A 13174-nucleotide genomic window follows, 5' to 3' on the forward strand; every position below is an offset into this window, starting at 1 on the left:
ATGTTAGCATCATCGCGTTTTTTATATGTTACCCCCTTGTCTGTTTGAACTTTTTATTTTATTGAAATTGATCTACGTGTTATTGGTTTACGGTATCTTTACTTTTTGCAGGAAATATGTTATAATAATTAATGTATTTTTTGCCCGAAGCTATCGGGCTTCGGAAAGGGAGTGGGTATGTGCCGATAAACCGTAAACACCGTATAGAGCTCATATTCGGAATGTCAGCTGTTCTGGTGGCGGGCATGGCCAGTGCGGTGCTGGACAAGACTAATATCTCATACCACTGTCCTCTTTCGCTGCTTCTGCTTATGGTATACCTGATGTGGCTTTTTGCATCGCGGAGAAGATTCCCGCAGAAGGATATGAGGCGAATACTCACTGTCTCTGCGGTACTTATGATGCTCTGGAACATAGTTGATACCATTAACACCGAATTTATAACAGCGGGCTCGGATCTGAGCAGGCAGATCTGGTACTGGTATTATCTGCCTATGGTGATGCTGCCGATGCTGCTTATGATGGCGGCGTTCTATATAGGCAGGACAGACAGCTACGAGCTGCCTCGAAAATGGTTTATAACCTTTATCCCGGTGTTGGGGCTGGCGGTCGGTATTGGTACTAACGACCTGCATCAGCTGGCTTTTGAATTTGAAAACAGTTCTATGAAAAGATACCGATACGGCCCTCTTTACTACTGCGCGATAGGTATACTCGTGTTCTCCGTTGTAGGAATACTTTTCAAGACCCTGAGAAGCTGCTCCAAAAGGCAGTTCTCACGGAGCTTCATGCTGCCGGCTGCAATAACTGCACTTGGGGGAATTTATTTCATCAGTTACAGGAATACTGACGATCCGCTGCTTTTTCAGCGTATGTATGATTTCCCCGATTTCACATGCCTGTTCTTCGTGTGTTTCTGGGAGAGCCTTGTTATCACACATATGCTGCCCTCAAATGCCGATCATAAAGAGTTTTTCCGCGCTTCATCCATAAGTGCAGGGCTTGTGGATGATGATCTGGAGATATATCTGCGGGGCGAGAACAGCCCGATGCCAACAAAAGAACAGCTCATCGAAGCCTGCGAGCAGGAAGTGCTGAGCGGCAGCAAGGTGCTGAAAGCTCAGCCTGTTATGGGTGGATATTTCTACTGGTTTGAGGATATAAGCGAGCTGCAGAAGCTGAATATGCGCCTTGAAGAGACCCGAAGCTATCTGGAAGAGGAACATGTTATGCTGGATACGGCAAATAAGCTTGAAGAGAGCCGCCGTCGTACTGCGGAGCAGAACAAGCTATACGACAGCATATCAAAACGGCTCAATCCCGAATTTGAGAGCCTTTCAAAGCTGCTGAACGAACTTCCCGCAGATGAAGATGGCTTTCGTGCAGTAATGAAGCGGGCGGCGATAGACGGCGTTTTCATCAAGAGATGTTCAAATCTCCTGCTGCTTGCAGGCAGCGGCGACTATATAGACAGCGGTGAGCTGGGACTCTCGGTTGGAGAATCTCTGGGATATCTGGAGCTTTCCGATATCTGGGGACAGGCTGATATACCAAAAGGCAGGGAACTTCCCGCGGAAACGGTACTGTTCATGTACGAGCTTTTCATCGGGGCAGCAAAGAGTGCCATTGATGATATGCATGCGGTGATGGTGACCCTGAGTCTGGATGATGGAATCGATTTCCGCATTGAGCTTGACTGCGAATGTCAGCCTGTGAAGGCTGATGCTTTCAGCCGTGCACAAGAGTTGGGCGGAAGCATTGAAATAGTACACGAGGACGGCAGTACCTATGTGATCTTTAAGGCAAAGGAGGCGGCTGTTTCGTGACACTTGGAGATTCTAAAACGATTTCTCTGCTGGTTCTTGGTGTGGCAGCTTATATTCTGTGTATTCTTTTTCTTGCGGGAATGATAAGAGGACGCGTAGCCGGCCGCAGGCATAGGGGCATCATATTTTTACCTCCGCTGGCGGTATGTCTTCTGCTTTTGTTGAGCATAACAGAGGTCTACCGATTTGTGACAGGCGACATTGATCCTTCGGTACTTGAAGAGATCGCGGAGAACATCGGCACGCCGATATGTATTGTCGCCGAGCTCGTTATGACGATGTTATGGGGAGTGCTGTGGCTCAAGCAGGAGTTGAATATCATTGGCAGGCTCACACCGCAGTCGCTGGAAGACGGACTTAACAGTATGCCTGACGGAGTAGCATTTGCGACCTCAAAGGGTGTGCCGCTGCTGGTCAATAGTACAATGCAGAGAGTCTACCGCGAAGCAATGGGTTCACCCTATTTTGATATACGCGATTTTGAATACAGTATGCAAAACCAGACTCTCATCGTGGGCTGTTCTGCCGATACACATGGCAAGGGATACTATCTTCACCTTATTGACGGCAGTGTGTGGGATATACAGAAAAGGCTGATGATGATAGAAGGCAGAAAGGTCTGGGAGCTGCTGGCTTACGATGTCACCGAGAGATACCGCAAGAGCCTTGAGCTTGAAGAGCGCAATGAACATCTTGCAGAAGTCAACCGCAGCATAAGAAACTACACCCGCGAGATGAACGCTATCATACGCGAGGAAGAAGTTCTGGCAGCTAAGATACGCATACATGATGATGTGGGCAGAGCTCTGCTTGCGCTGAAAAGCTATCTGATACGCGGCGGAGACAGGGAAGCACTCATAGAGATGTGGCAGTTCACAGCGGGTCTGCTGAGGGGCGAGAACACCCCCGACGACAGCTCCGACCCCATAGGTGCATTAAAAGAAGCCGCAGATGCGGTGGGTGTCAAACTGATACTTAACGGCGAGATACCCAAGAAACTCCGCAAGCTTATAGCGATAGCGATACACGAATGTCTTACGAATACCGTAAAGCACGCTGACGGAAGTGAACTGACGGTGGATATAACAAATGAAGACGGCAAAGTGACAGCCGTCTTCACCAACGACGGCAAGCCTCCTGAGGGCGAGATAAGCGAGAGCGGAGGTCTGAAAAGCCTGCGCAGCGCGGTTGAACAGGAAAGGGGCGAGATGGAGATAGCATCAGATCCCGGGTTCATGCTGACCATAAGGGTCAGCGGAAAGGAATAAACTATGGAAAAGTATAGGGTAATGATAGTTGACGACCAGTCCATATCACGGCATCTTTTTGAGATGTACGTCAACAATTCACCGAAGTATGAGCTGGTATTCTCACTGAGCTCGGCATCGGCGGCAGATGTGTATATACTGCGGCATCAGGTTGACCTGATACTCATGGATATCCTTATGAATGACGGTTCTAACGGCCTTGAAGCCGCCGAGAAGATAAAAAAGCTCCGCCCCGATATAAAGATAATCGCTGTGACCTCCATGCCCGAGTATTCATGGCTTGAAAAGGCGAAGTCCATAGGCATCGAGAGCTTCTGGTACAAGGAAGCTGACGAGCAGACCATACTGGAAGTGATGGACAGGACGGTGGCAGGGGAGAGTGTCTACCCCGACAGCAGTCCCAGAGTGAAGCTGGGGCTGGCGGACAGTTCGGAGCTTACCGACAGGGAACTGGAGATACTGCGTATCGTCACCACAGGTGCCACAAATCAGCAGGTGGCGGAACAGCTGGGGATATCCGAGAATACGGTGAAGTCCCATGTGCGTTCGATGCTGGATAAGACGGGCTTCCGCAGCCGCACAGAGCTTGCCATAAAGGCAAGGGTGCTGGGAATAGCTATCAGCAGTGATGATGTGTGAGTAAAAAAAGCAAACCTGCGGAGAACTGCCATTAGAGAGCTTTTGGTCAAACCGAGCTCGGCACAAAATCCGCGTTCAAAACAAACTAAGCCGCGAAATAAAGCGCGCGGTCAAGCCTCGCGCCAGCAGGCTTGCGGGAAGCCACAGTCAGCAAAGCTGACTGTTAGAGGCAGAGCCCTTCGGTCAAGGCACAAAAGCGACGCGGCAACAAAGCCATAAATAGCACAGCAAACTAACGCCCCAAAAAGGCGCGGCAATAACAAAATCAAGAGCGTGGACAAATCTTGTGTTCACGCTCAAACTATCTGCGTAAATTATTGCCGCGCCCGAAATCAACGGCGGTACGCCACAGCCGACGCAGTCGCTGTTAGTTGATTTCTCGACCCGAGGAACGAGGGGCGAAAAATTGCAAACTAGCGCACACAGCAAACTCTCGACTATGCTTGTAAAGTCCTGATTTTTTGGACTGATAGCACTATCGGACAGATATCCATATCTGAATCCAACAGAGTGCGGCACTCTTATCCAATGTACTGCGGTGGACAAGGTCGCCCCTTGCGGGTCGAGCCATCGGATTCGCTTACGCTGTCCGATGGCAGGCGCGGCAATAACTTACGGACGTAAAAAGAGCGTGGAAAGTTGTTTTGTTCACGCTCTGTAATTTTGTTATTGCCGCGCATATTTGACAGGGCGGGGAGTTCGCTTTTCTCTTATAGTTCATTATGCATTTTGGCTTTCTGCCTTGGTGATTGAGGGCTCTGCCCTCAAACTCCCGCAAGCCTGCTGGCGCGAGGCTTGACCGCGCGCTTTGATTCTTTGGCAGTTTTACGCTTGTTTGCTATTGCGAAAAGCTTGACCAAAAGCTCACTATTGGTGGTTCTACGCCGGTTTACTGTTTGATTGCGTGCTTGTTTATCGCTTTTTGGTTTGTTTGTTAATCTCCGTTTGCAGCAATATGACCGAATTGCGCCGATAAAGTCGATACCAGTATTGACAAAACTCAAATGATGTGATATACTAAGGCTTGGTGGCTGCCTCGGCAGCCGTTTTGTGCGTTAATAATTACAGGTGATTGCGGCAGCGGAAAATTCTGCGCCGCGGGAAGGAAGGATATTGTGATGGAGCTTAAAAAAGTGATAACTGCTGTTCTCAGCATGGCAGTGATGACCGCTGCGCTTGCAGGCTGCGGTACAAAGGATAGCAGCAGCGGTGACAAGAAGAGCGGCAAAAGCGGTAATAAGACTTTCACCGTCGGTTTTGACGCTGAGTTCCCCCCTTACGGATATAAGGACGATAACGGCGAGTATGTAGGATTTGACCTTTCTCTCGCTGAGGAAGTATGTTCAAGAAACGGCTGGGAGCTGGTAAAGCAGCCCATCGACTGGGATTCAAAGGATATGGAGCTTTCTTCGGGCTCTATCGACTGCATATGGAACGGCTTCACCATCAACGGCAGAGAGGACGCTTACACCTGGACTACTCCTTACGTTGACAACTCTCAGGTAGTTGTTGTTAAGAATGATTCGGGCATTGACAAGCTTTCCGATCTTTCGGGCAAGGTAGTTATCGTTCAGGCTGACAGCTCTGCGCTGCACGCACTTACAGGCGATGATGCTACTGACGATAACAAGGCTTTGGCTGCTTCATTCGCTGATCTTCAGCAGGTAGGCGATTACAACTCCGCTTTCCTGAACCTTGATTCGGGCGCTGCCGAGGCTGTATGCCTTGACTACGGCGTTGCTGTATACGAGGTAGCTAACAGAGGAAGCAATTTCAAGATACTGGATGAAAAGATCTCCACCGAGCAGTACGGCGTTGGCTTCCTTAAGGGCAATACCGAGCTGAGAGATACCGTTCAGAATACTCTTGCAGAGATGTCAAAGGACGGCACACTGGATAAGATCGCCGATGAATGGGCAGACAAGGGCATCGACAAGCAGAGCCTCTGCTTTGACCCCGACGCAAAGGCTGAATGATGATATTTGCAGATGATACTTTGACGTTTGAAAAGCTGGCGGATATCGTTCAGCAGGTAATGACAGGCGTGGGAGCATCCCTTGGGATATTTTTCCTGACACTGCTGTTTTCACTGCCGCTGGGTATGCTGATAGCATTCGGCAGAATGTCCAGATTCAAGCCCCTCAGCCTGATAGTAAAGCTGTATATCTCCATAGTCAGGGGCACACCGCTTATGTTGCAATTGCTGGTGGTATTCTTTGGACCTTACTACCTGTTCCGTATACCGACCACGCCGGATTATCGATTTTACGCGGTAATAATAGGATTCTCGCTGAACTACGCGGCTTACTTCGCTGAGATATACCGTGCAGGCATACAGGCTGTGCCAAAGGGTCAGCACGAAGCTTGCGAGATACTGGGATATTCAAGGGCGCAGAAATTCTTCAAGGTGGTATTTCCACAGATGATGAAGAATATTCTTCCTGCAATTACCAACGAGGTCATCACCCTTGTAAAGGATACCTCACTTGCCTTTGCCATAGCTTACACCGAGATGTTCACTGTTGCAAAGCAGGTTGCTGCGGCTAAATCTACCATCATGCCCCTGTTTGTGGCAGGTCTGTTCTACTATGTGTTCAATTTCGTGGTGGCTTTCATAATGGAGCGCATCGAGAAGAAAATGAACTATTTCAGATAGGAGGAGCCCGATATGAAATTGCTTGAGATAAAAAATCTCCGCAAGAGCTTCGATGACCTTGAGGTGCTGAAAGATATCAGCCTTGATGTCAGCGAGGGTCAGGCAGTATCTATACTGGGTCCTTCGGGTTCCGGAAAATCCACGCTTTTAAGATGTATGTCGATGCTGGAGACCGTTGACGGCGGAAGCATGGCATACTGCGGCAAGCCCGCTGTTACGGACGGCAAGTACGTTTCAAAGGCTGAACTTAAAGAGATAAAGAGCTATTTTTCGCTGGTGTTCCAGAGCTTCAATCTGTTTCCGCACTATACGGTGATGAAGAACATCTGCGATGCGCCGATACACGTTATGAAGCGCGATAAAAAGGAAGTGACCGAGAACGCGCTGGCACTGCTTGAAAAGATGGGTCTGTCCGATAAAGCGGACTATTATCCCTATCAGCTCTCAGGCGGACAGCAGCAGCGTGTGGCGATAGCAAGGGCACTGAACATGAAGCCGAAAATGCTGTTCTTCGATGAACCCACCTCGGCACTTGACCCCGAGCTTACTGCTGAGATACTGAAAGTACTGAAAGAACTGGCAGAGGAGAAGATGACTATGGTGATAGTCACCCACGAGATAGCCTTTGCAAGGAGCATTTCCGACCATGTTATATTCATGGACGGCGGCGTTATCGTGGAGCAGGGCAAGCCTGCTGACGTTATCGATAACCCCTCAAACGAGAGGACACAGGCTTTCCTTAAAAAGCTTGAACAATGATGATCTACGGACTGTTTGCATGACAGTCCGTTTTTTTTGGTTCTGTTTATCTTATAGATAACAATATCAATATGCAGTATATGTGTGTATCTACAACAGAGTAACGAAAATCCTTTTCGCACACGCAAAAAGCCTGCGGGTGCGTTTTCATATATTTTGAATAAGTTCAAATGTTAATAAATCTGAGACGATAGGCTATCCTGCACTAAAAATATTACGAAATTTTTGTAAAAATCTTGCAGAAAGATTTAAAAAATCCTGCTGACCCCCTTGTAAAAAAATTGGATTTATGTTACAATAGCAGTAACGCATATGCGTTCGGAATACGATATGAAAATAATTTTAAGGAGAGAATGACAATGCAGTATGGTTATTTTGATCTGAAAAACAAGGAATATGTCATCACCCGTCCCGATACTCCCGCCCCCTGGGCAAACTACCTCGGTTCACCCGAGTACGGCGCTATCGTTTCAAACAACGGCGGCGGTTACAGCTTCGTAAAGAGCGGTGCTAACGGAAGAATCGCAAGATACCGTTTCAACTCTAACATCGGTCTCCCCGGCAGATATGTTTATATCAGGGACAACGATGCTAAGGATTACTGGTCTGCTACATGGCAGCCCGTAGGCAAGAGCCTTGATGAGTACAAGACCGAGTGCCACCACGGTACAGCTTATACTACTGTAATCTCCAAGTACAGCGGTATCAAGAGTGAGCTGACTTACTATGTACCCCTGAACAAGACATACGAGGTATGGAGAGTTAAGGTCACCAACGAGAGCGACAAGCCCAGAAACCTTTCTACATGGGGCTTTATCGAGTTCACTAACGAGAATAACTATGAGCAGGATCAGGTAAATCTCCAGTACACACTGTTCATCACACGTACCTCTTTTGAGGGCAACAAGATAGTTCAGCACATCAACGAGAACAGCGGCAAGGACGCAAGCGGTTCCAACCACAGAGAGAGATTTTTTGGTCTGGTAGGCGCTGATGTATCTGCTTACAACGGTAATTTCGATAACTTCATCGGCTCTTACAGAGATTACGGCAATCCTATCGCTGTTGAAAGCGGCAAGTGCGACAACGTGCTCAACTACAACTCCAATGCCTGCGGTGCTTTGCAGTCTGATTTCACACTGGCAGCAGGCGAGACCAAGGAGCTCATTTATATCCTCGGTCAGAAGGATCCTGCTACTGCTGAGAGCATCATGAGCGAGTACAAGGCTGCCGGCAAGGTCGATGCTGAGGTCAAGGAGCTTGTTGATTACTGGCACGGTCAGCTGAACAACTTCCAGGTTGAAACTCCTTCCGAGGAATTCAACAACATGGTAGACGTTTGGAACGCTTATCAGTGCTTCATCACATTCATCTGGTCGAGAGCTGCATCATTCATCTACTGCGGTCTGAGAAACGGCTACGGTTACAGAGATACCGTTCAGGATATCCAGGGTATCATCCACATAAATCCCGAGCTTGCTGCTGAGAAGATCAGATTCATGCTGTCAGCACAGGTATCCAACGGCGGCGGTCTGCCTCTGGTTAAGTTTGATCACAAGGCAGGTCACGAGACTTGTCCCGATGAGAACGATGAAAACAGCGTATACGCTAAGGAGACAGGTCACCCCTCTTACAGAGCTGACGATGCTCTCTGGCTGTTCCCGACTATCGTTAAGTATATCGGTGAAACAGGCAACAAGGCATTCCTGGATGAAGTTATCGTATATGCAGAAGAGGGCGGCGGAGAGGCTACCGTTTACGAGCACCTCAAGAACGCTATCCGCTTCTCACAGGAGAGACTTGGCGCACACAAGATGCCCGCAGGTCTCCACGCTGACTGGAATGACTGCCTGAGAATGGGCAAGCAGGGCGAATCCACATTCGTTGCATTCCAGCTGTACTACGCTATGAGCGTTATCAAGGGCTATGCTGAGGAGAGAAATGATACCGATTATATCGAGTACATCACCAAGGCACAGGCTGAGCTGGGCAAGGCACTGGCTGACTGCTGGGACGAGGACAGATTCATCAGAGGTATCCGCGACAACGGCGTTATCGTTGGTGCGAAGAAAGACCCCGAGGCTTCTATGTGGCTGAACCCCCAGAGCTGGTCGGTAATCTCCGGTTTTGCTTCCAAGGAGCAGGCTGAAAAGGCTCTCGATAAGGTACACGAGATACTGAACACACCTTACGGCGTAAAGCTGATGGATCCTCCTTATGTAGATCACTACTTCGATGGCGCACTGATGCACATATTCAACCCCGACACCAAGGAGAACGGCGGTATATTCAGCCAGACACAGGGCTGGATAATTCTGGCAGAATCCCTGATGGGTCACGGCAACAGAGCTTTCGAGTACTTCAAGGAGAGCGCTCCCGCAAGCATGAACGACAAGGCAGAGCAGAGAGTGCTTGAGCCATACGTACACGGTCAGTTCACCGAGAGCACACGTTCACCTTACGCAGGCAGAAGCCACGTTCACTGGCTGACAGGTACAGGCTCCACCGTAATGGTAGGCTGTGTTGAGGGTATCTGCGGTATGCGTCCTAACGCTGAGGGTCTGGTAATTAGCCCCTCTATCCCAAGTGAGTGGGACGGCTTCAAGATCGAGAAGAACTTCCGCGGCAAGCACCTGTCCATCGACATACAGAACCCCGACCACGTTGAGAGCGGTATCAAGCAGATAACCGTAAACGGCGAGGCAGTTGAGGGCAACTTCGTATGCGAATGCAAGATGACAGAGCAGACCAACATCACAGTTGTGATGGGCTGATAACTCAATAAGGCAATAATTAAGACCGTCCCGGGTGGGGCGGTCTTTTTGAGTGTTATATTCTGTTGAAGAATTGATACTTGGATTAGTCGTCAAAGAACGTGTCTTCTTCGATAGAGTAGATTGTTTTTAAATTTTCATTTATAAAATCATAATCAATCTCATGGTCTTTAAAAGAAAAAGCTTGTATTATAAAGTTTATGTTTTCGTCATCAGGATTTTCAATAAATGAGTAAAATAAATAATCAACGTTTTCTGCGGATGGACCATCTATTATATAACCCATTTCATATTCGGTTCTTCCTAAAATTGTATTTTGTTTAATTTCTGTTGGTATATATTTTGTTTCTTTTTCAGCATATTTCATATAACCTTCTATCTTGCTTTGCACGGTTGATTTAAAAGTTTCTTCGTCAAGTTTAGAGAATGGTGAAGGGATATAATATATTGTATAGGTTATACTCGAACCATCAGGTGCTTCATAGTAAAGGGTTGAAGTAGTATCATCTGCATCGACAACAACAAAATCACTTGGTAAATAATATACCAGACCGCCTTTACGAACGTATATGGTATCAGATTCATCATTGTCGGATATGCTTTCACTCGGGTCTTCGGAAAGATCCGAAACATTGGATTCAACAGCGGATTCAGTAGAATCGGTGGATTCGGTTTTTGATTCATCAGCAGAAGCTTTTGTTGTAGTTTCTGATTTTGAGCTGTTATCCGTGTCGCTTTCCTTTGCTTTACCGCAAGCAGTCATAGCTAAAGCCATTGAAGCCGCACACAGGATCGCAATGATTCTATTTGTCTTCATAGTTTACCTCCTAATATATAGTTTTGATAGTTAATCGTGCTTTACATTATACCATGGAGAAATGGAAATTACAATTGTAAACATCGACAAAAAACATAGTTCGGTTATTTCAGGAACAGTTGTTATTATATTGGAAAACCTTGATAAGGACGAAACGGACGAAAATCACGAAAATACCGAAAACAAGGGATAATGCCTGCAAAGGGCTTTTCCCGGGAAAATTATATATCTGCGGGACGGCTTGGGTCGTCCTTTTTTATTTGCGAATATTACGGTTTGGTGACATTTTACAAAAGATATGCGCCATGCACTTGCAATTTTTAGGAGAATGTGTTATAATATGAATGAAGATATGTTAAGGCGGTGAAAATATATGCTCGGTGAACTGGCAAAGCCCGTGATGTACCTCGCGGGGGTCGGACCGAAAAAAAGCGAGCTTTACGAAAAGCTGGGCGTTCACACGGTCTATGACCTGCTGTACCATTTCCCGAGATACTATATTGACATGAATGAACCGCAGGCTATCCGCGATGCGCCCCTCAACGAACAGATCGTTCTGAGAGGCCGGGTTGTGCGAAAGCTCCCCGAAGGTCACGTAAGGCGGGGACTGACGGTCTACAAGGCGATATTCACCGATGATACAGCCGACCTGACTATCGTTATCTACAACTCGGGGTTCATGTTCAAGGCGCTGGAAGTCGGGCACGAGTATTTTCTCGTGGGCAAGCTGACAGGCAACATGATAAGGCGCGAGATAAATTCTCCCCAGATATATCCCGCTGATGCCGAACTGGTACAGCCCGTATATCGGCTGACAGAGGGCATCACACAAAATCAGCTCAGGCTGAATATGCGTACTGCGCTGGAATCTCTTGGCGGGTTCATCTACGAACCTCTGCCGCCCGATGTGGTGCGTGAACAGGGGCTTTGCTCACTGAGCTACGCTTTGCAGAATATCCACTATCCCACGGATATGCACACCCTTGAACTGGCGAAAAACAGACTTGTCTTTGATGAACTGCTGACGCTGGCGCTGGGTATGCTGATGATGAAGAGCCGAAGCCGTGAAAAGGCAGGCTGTCCCATGGGGGCTGAGAGCATTGACGAGTATTACTCCGCTCTGCCCTTTGAGCTGACTGATGGTCAGAAAGGCGCGATAAACGACTGCATTTGCGATATGCAGAAGGAGTATCCCATGAACCGCCTTGTACAGGGCGATGTAGGCTCGGGTAAGACCGCTGTTGCGGCAGGCGCGGCGTACTTCGCTTATAAAAACGGTTTTCAGACGGCGCTGATGGCTCCTACTGAGATACTGGCGGGGCAGCACTATGAAACGCTGAAAGGTTTCCTTGAACCGCTTGGTGTCAAGGTGGTACTGCTGACAGGCTCTCTGACCCCTAAGAAAAAGGAAAAAGCCAAGGCAGATATCGCGGCTGGTGAATATCATGTTATTGTGGGAACTCACGCGCTGGTTCAGGCAAGCACCGAATTCAAGCGGCTTGGGCTGGTCATAACCGATGAACAGCACCGTTTCGGCGTTGAGCAGAGGGCTCTGCTGGCGGGTAAAGGGGATAATCCCCATAAGCTGGTAATGTCAGCGACGCCTATCCCGCGAACTCTGGCGCTGATGATATACGGCGACCTTGATATCTCGGTGCTGAAAGAGCTTCCCAAGGGCAGACAGCCCGTGGAGACCTACGCGGTCACGGGAAAGCTGAGAGAACGGGCTTTCGGGTACGTCAAGCAGTATATCGAAGAGGGAAGACAGGCTTACATCGTCTGCCCCATGATCGAGGAGAGCGACAGCGATCTTCGTGATGTCAAAAGCTACGCTAAGGAGATATCTGAGGGGATATTCAGCGGATATCGGGTGGGGCTTCTGCATGGCAGACTTTCAGCTGACAGCAAGGAAAAGGTCATGAAGAGGTTTAAATCTCATGAACTTGACATACTGGTTTCCACCACTGTTGTGGAGGTCGGCGTGGATGTTCCCAATGCGGCGGTTATGGTGATAGAAAATGCCGACAGGTTCGGACTATCACAGCTTCATCAGCTGAGGGGCCGTGTGGGCAGGGGAGAGCATAAATCCACCTGCATACTGATAACCGACAACCCCACAGAAGAGGTCGTTCAGCGGCTGAAGATACTTTCAAAAAGTCATAACGGCTTTGAGATATCTCAGGAAGATCTGAAACTCAGGGGACCCGGTGATTTCTTCGGAAGCAGACAGCATGGTCTGCCGAAAATGAAGATAGCGGATATGTCCCAGGATATGGAAGTTCTTGTAAAAGCCCAGGAAACAGCCAAGGAGATCCTCTGTAAAGACCCAAATCTTGACACCGGTGAAAACGCCGGCCTGAGAGAACTGGTGGAAGGGCTGTTTGAACAGGATATCGCCAATGACTGAATTTTGTATATTTTTCACAAAGAATTGT

The 13174-nt window shown here is 48.2% G+C and carries 9 protein-coding genes; 8 read left to right on the top strand and 1 reads right to left on the bottom strand.

Annotation, left to right across the window (positions count from 1 at the left end; all coding sequences use genetic code 11):
- Positions 1 to 131 precede the first annotated feature (131 nt).
- The 7 genes from BMY75_RS14840 to BMY75_RS14870 all read left to right on the top strand — a co-directional run bounded on the left by BMY75_RS14840 (position 132) and on the right by BMY75_RS14870 (position 9922).
- Positions 132 to 1826 (top strand): histidine kinase N-terminal 7TM domain-containing protein, encoded by a 1695-nt coding sequence (locus BMY75_RS14840; RefSeq protein WP_242940252.1) that lies wholly within the window; start codon positions 132 to 134, stop codon positions 1824 to 1826.
- Positions 1823 to 3094 (top strand): sensor histidine kinase, encoded by a 1272-nt coding sequence (locus BMY75_RS14845; protein WP_074835305.1) that lies wholly within the window; start codon positions 1823 to 1825, stop codon positions 3092 to 3094. Before BMY75_RS14840 ends, BMY75_RS14845 begins: the two co-directional genes overlap by 4 nt.
- Before the next feature lie 3 nt (positions 3095 to 3097).
- Complete coding sequence (locus BMY75_RS14850) at positions 3098 to 3733, top strand: response regulator transcription factor (RefSeq protein ID WP_074835308.1); 636 nt, start codon at positions 3098 to 3100, stop codon at positions 3731 to 3733.
- A 1118-nt stretch (positions 3734 to 4851) separates the two neighbouring features.
- Positions 4852 to 5709 (top strand): amino acid ABC transporter substrate-binding protein, encoded by an 858-nt coding sequence (locus BMY75_RS14855; RefSeq protein ID WP_074835311.1) that lies wholly within the window; start codon positions 4852 to 4854, stop codon positions 5707 to 5709.
- Positions 5706 to 6389, top strand: a complete 684-nt coding sequence (locus tag BMY75_RS14860; RefSeq protein ID WP_081350581.1) for an amino acid ABC transporter permease — start codon at positions 5706 to 5708, stop codon at positions 6387 to 6389. The genes BMY75_RS14855 and BMY75_RS14860 overlap by 4 nt, the downstream gene beginning before the upstream one ends.
- 12 nt (positions 6390 to 6401) lie before the next feature.
- Positions 6402 to 7148: an amino acid ABC transporter ATP-binding protein gene (locus BMY75_RS14865; RefSeq protein ID WP_074835317.1), complete on the top strand. Its 747-nt coding sequence runs from the start codon at positions 6402 to 6404 to the stop codon at positions 7146 to 7148.
- A 359-nt stretch (positions 7149 to 7507) separates the two neighbouring features.
- On the top strand, positions 7508 to 9922 hold the full coding sequence (locus tag BMY75_RS14870) for a glycoside hydrolase family 94 protein (protein ID WP_074835319.1): 2415 nt from the start codon (positions 7508 to 7510) through the stop codon (positions 9920 to 9922).
- 85 nt (positions 9923 to 10007) lie between these two features.
- On the opposite strand, the gene BMY75_RS14875 is transcribed toward BMY75_RS14870, so the two are convergent.
- Entirely contained in the window at positions 10008 to 10739 is a 732-nt protein-coding gene (locus BMY75_RS14875; RefSeq protein WP_074835322.1) for a hypothetical protein, read from the bottom strand.
- 373 nt (positions 10740 to 11112) lie between these two features.
- On the opposite strand from BMY75_RS14875, the gene recG reads away from it, so the two are divergent.
- Positions 11113 to 13146 (top strand): ATP-dependent DNA helicase RecG, encoded by a 2034-nt coding sequence (gene recG, locus BMY75_RS14880; protein ID WP_074835324.1) that lies wholly within the window; start codon positions 11113 to 11115, stop codon positions 13144 to 13146.
- Positions 13147 to 13174 lie beyond the last annotated feature (28 nt).

The sequence above is a fragment of the Hominimerdicola alba genome, assembly GCF_900109655.1.
Classification (GTDB): Bacteria; Bacillota; Clostridia; order Oscillospirales; family Ruminococcaceae; genus Hominimerdicola; species Hominimerdicola alba_B.

Bases quoted from the DNA above. Each gene is read 5' to 3' on its own strand.
- BMY75_RS14855 (WP_074835311.1), top strand. From the start codon at position 4,852: ATGGAGCTTAAAAAAGTGATAACTGCTGTTCTCAGCATGGCAGTGATG.
- recG (WP_074835324.1), top strand. From the start codon at position 11,113: ATGCTCGGTGAACTGGCAAAGCCCGTGATGTACCTCGCGGGGGTCGGA.
- BMY75_RS14860 (WP_081350581.1), top strand. From the start codon at position 5,706: ATGATGATATTTGCAGATGATACTTTGACGTTTGAAAAGCTGGCGGAT.
- BMY75_RS14875 (WP_074835322.1), bottom strand. From the start codon at position 10,739: ATGAAGACAAATAGAATCATTGCGATCCTGTGTGCGGCTTCAATGGCT.
- BMY75_RS14870 (WP_074835319.1), top strand. From the start codon at position 7,508: ATGCAGTATGGTTATTTTGATCTGAAAAACAAGGAATATGTCATCACC.
- BMY75_RS14865 (WP_074835317.1), top strand. From the start codon at position 6,402: ATGAAATTGCTTGAGATAAAAAATCTCCGCAAGAGCTTCGATGACCTT.
- BMY75_RS14840 (WP_242940252.1), top strand. From the start codon at position 132: ATGTATTTTTTGCCCGAAGCTATCGGGCTTCGGAAAGGGAGTGGGTAT.
- BMY75_RS14850 (WP_074835308.1), top strand. From the start codon at position 3,098: ATGGAAAAGTATAGGGTAATGATAGTTGACGACCAGTCCATATCACGG.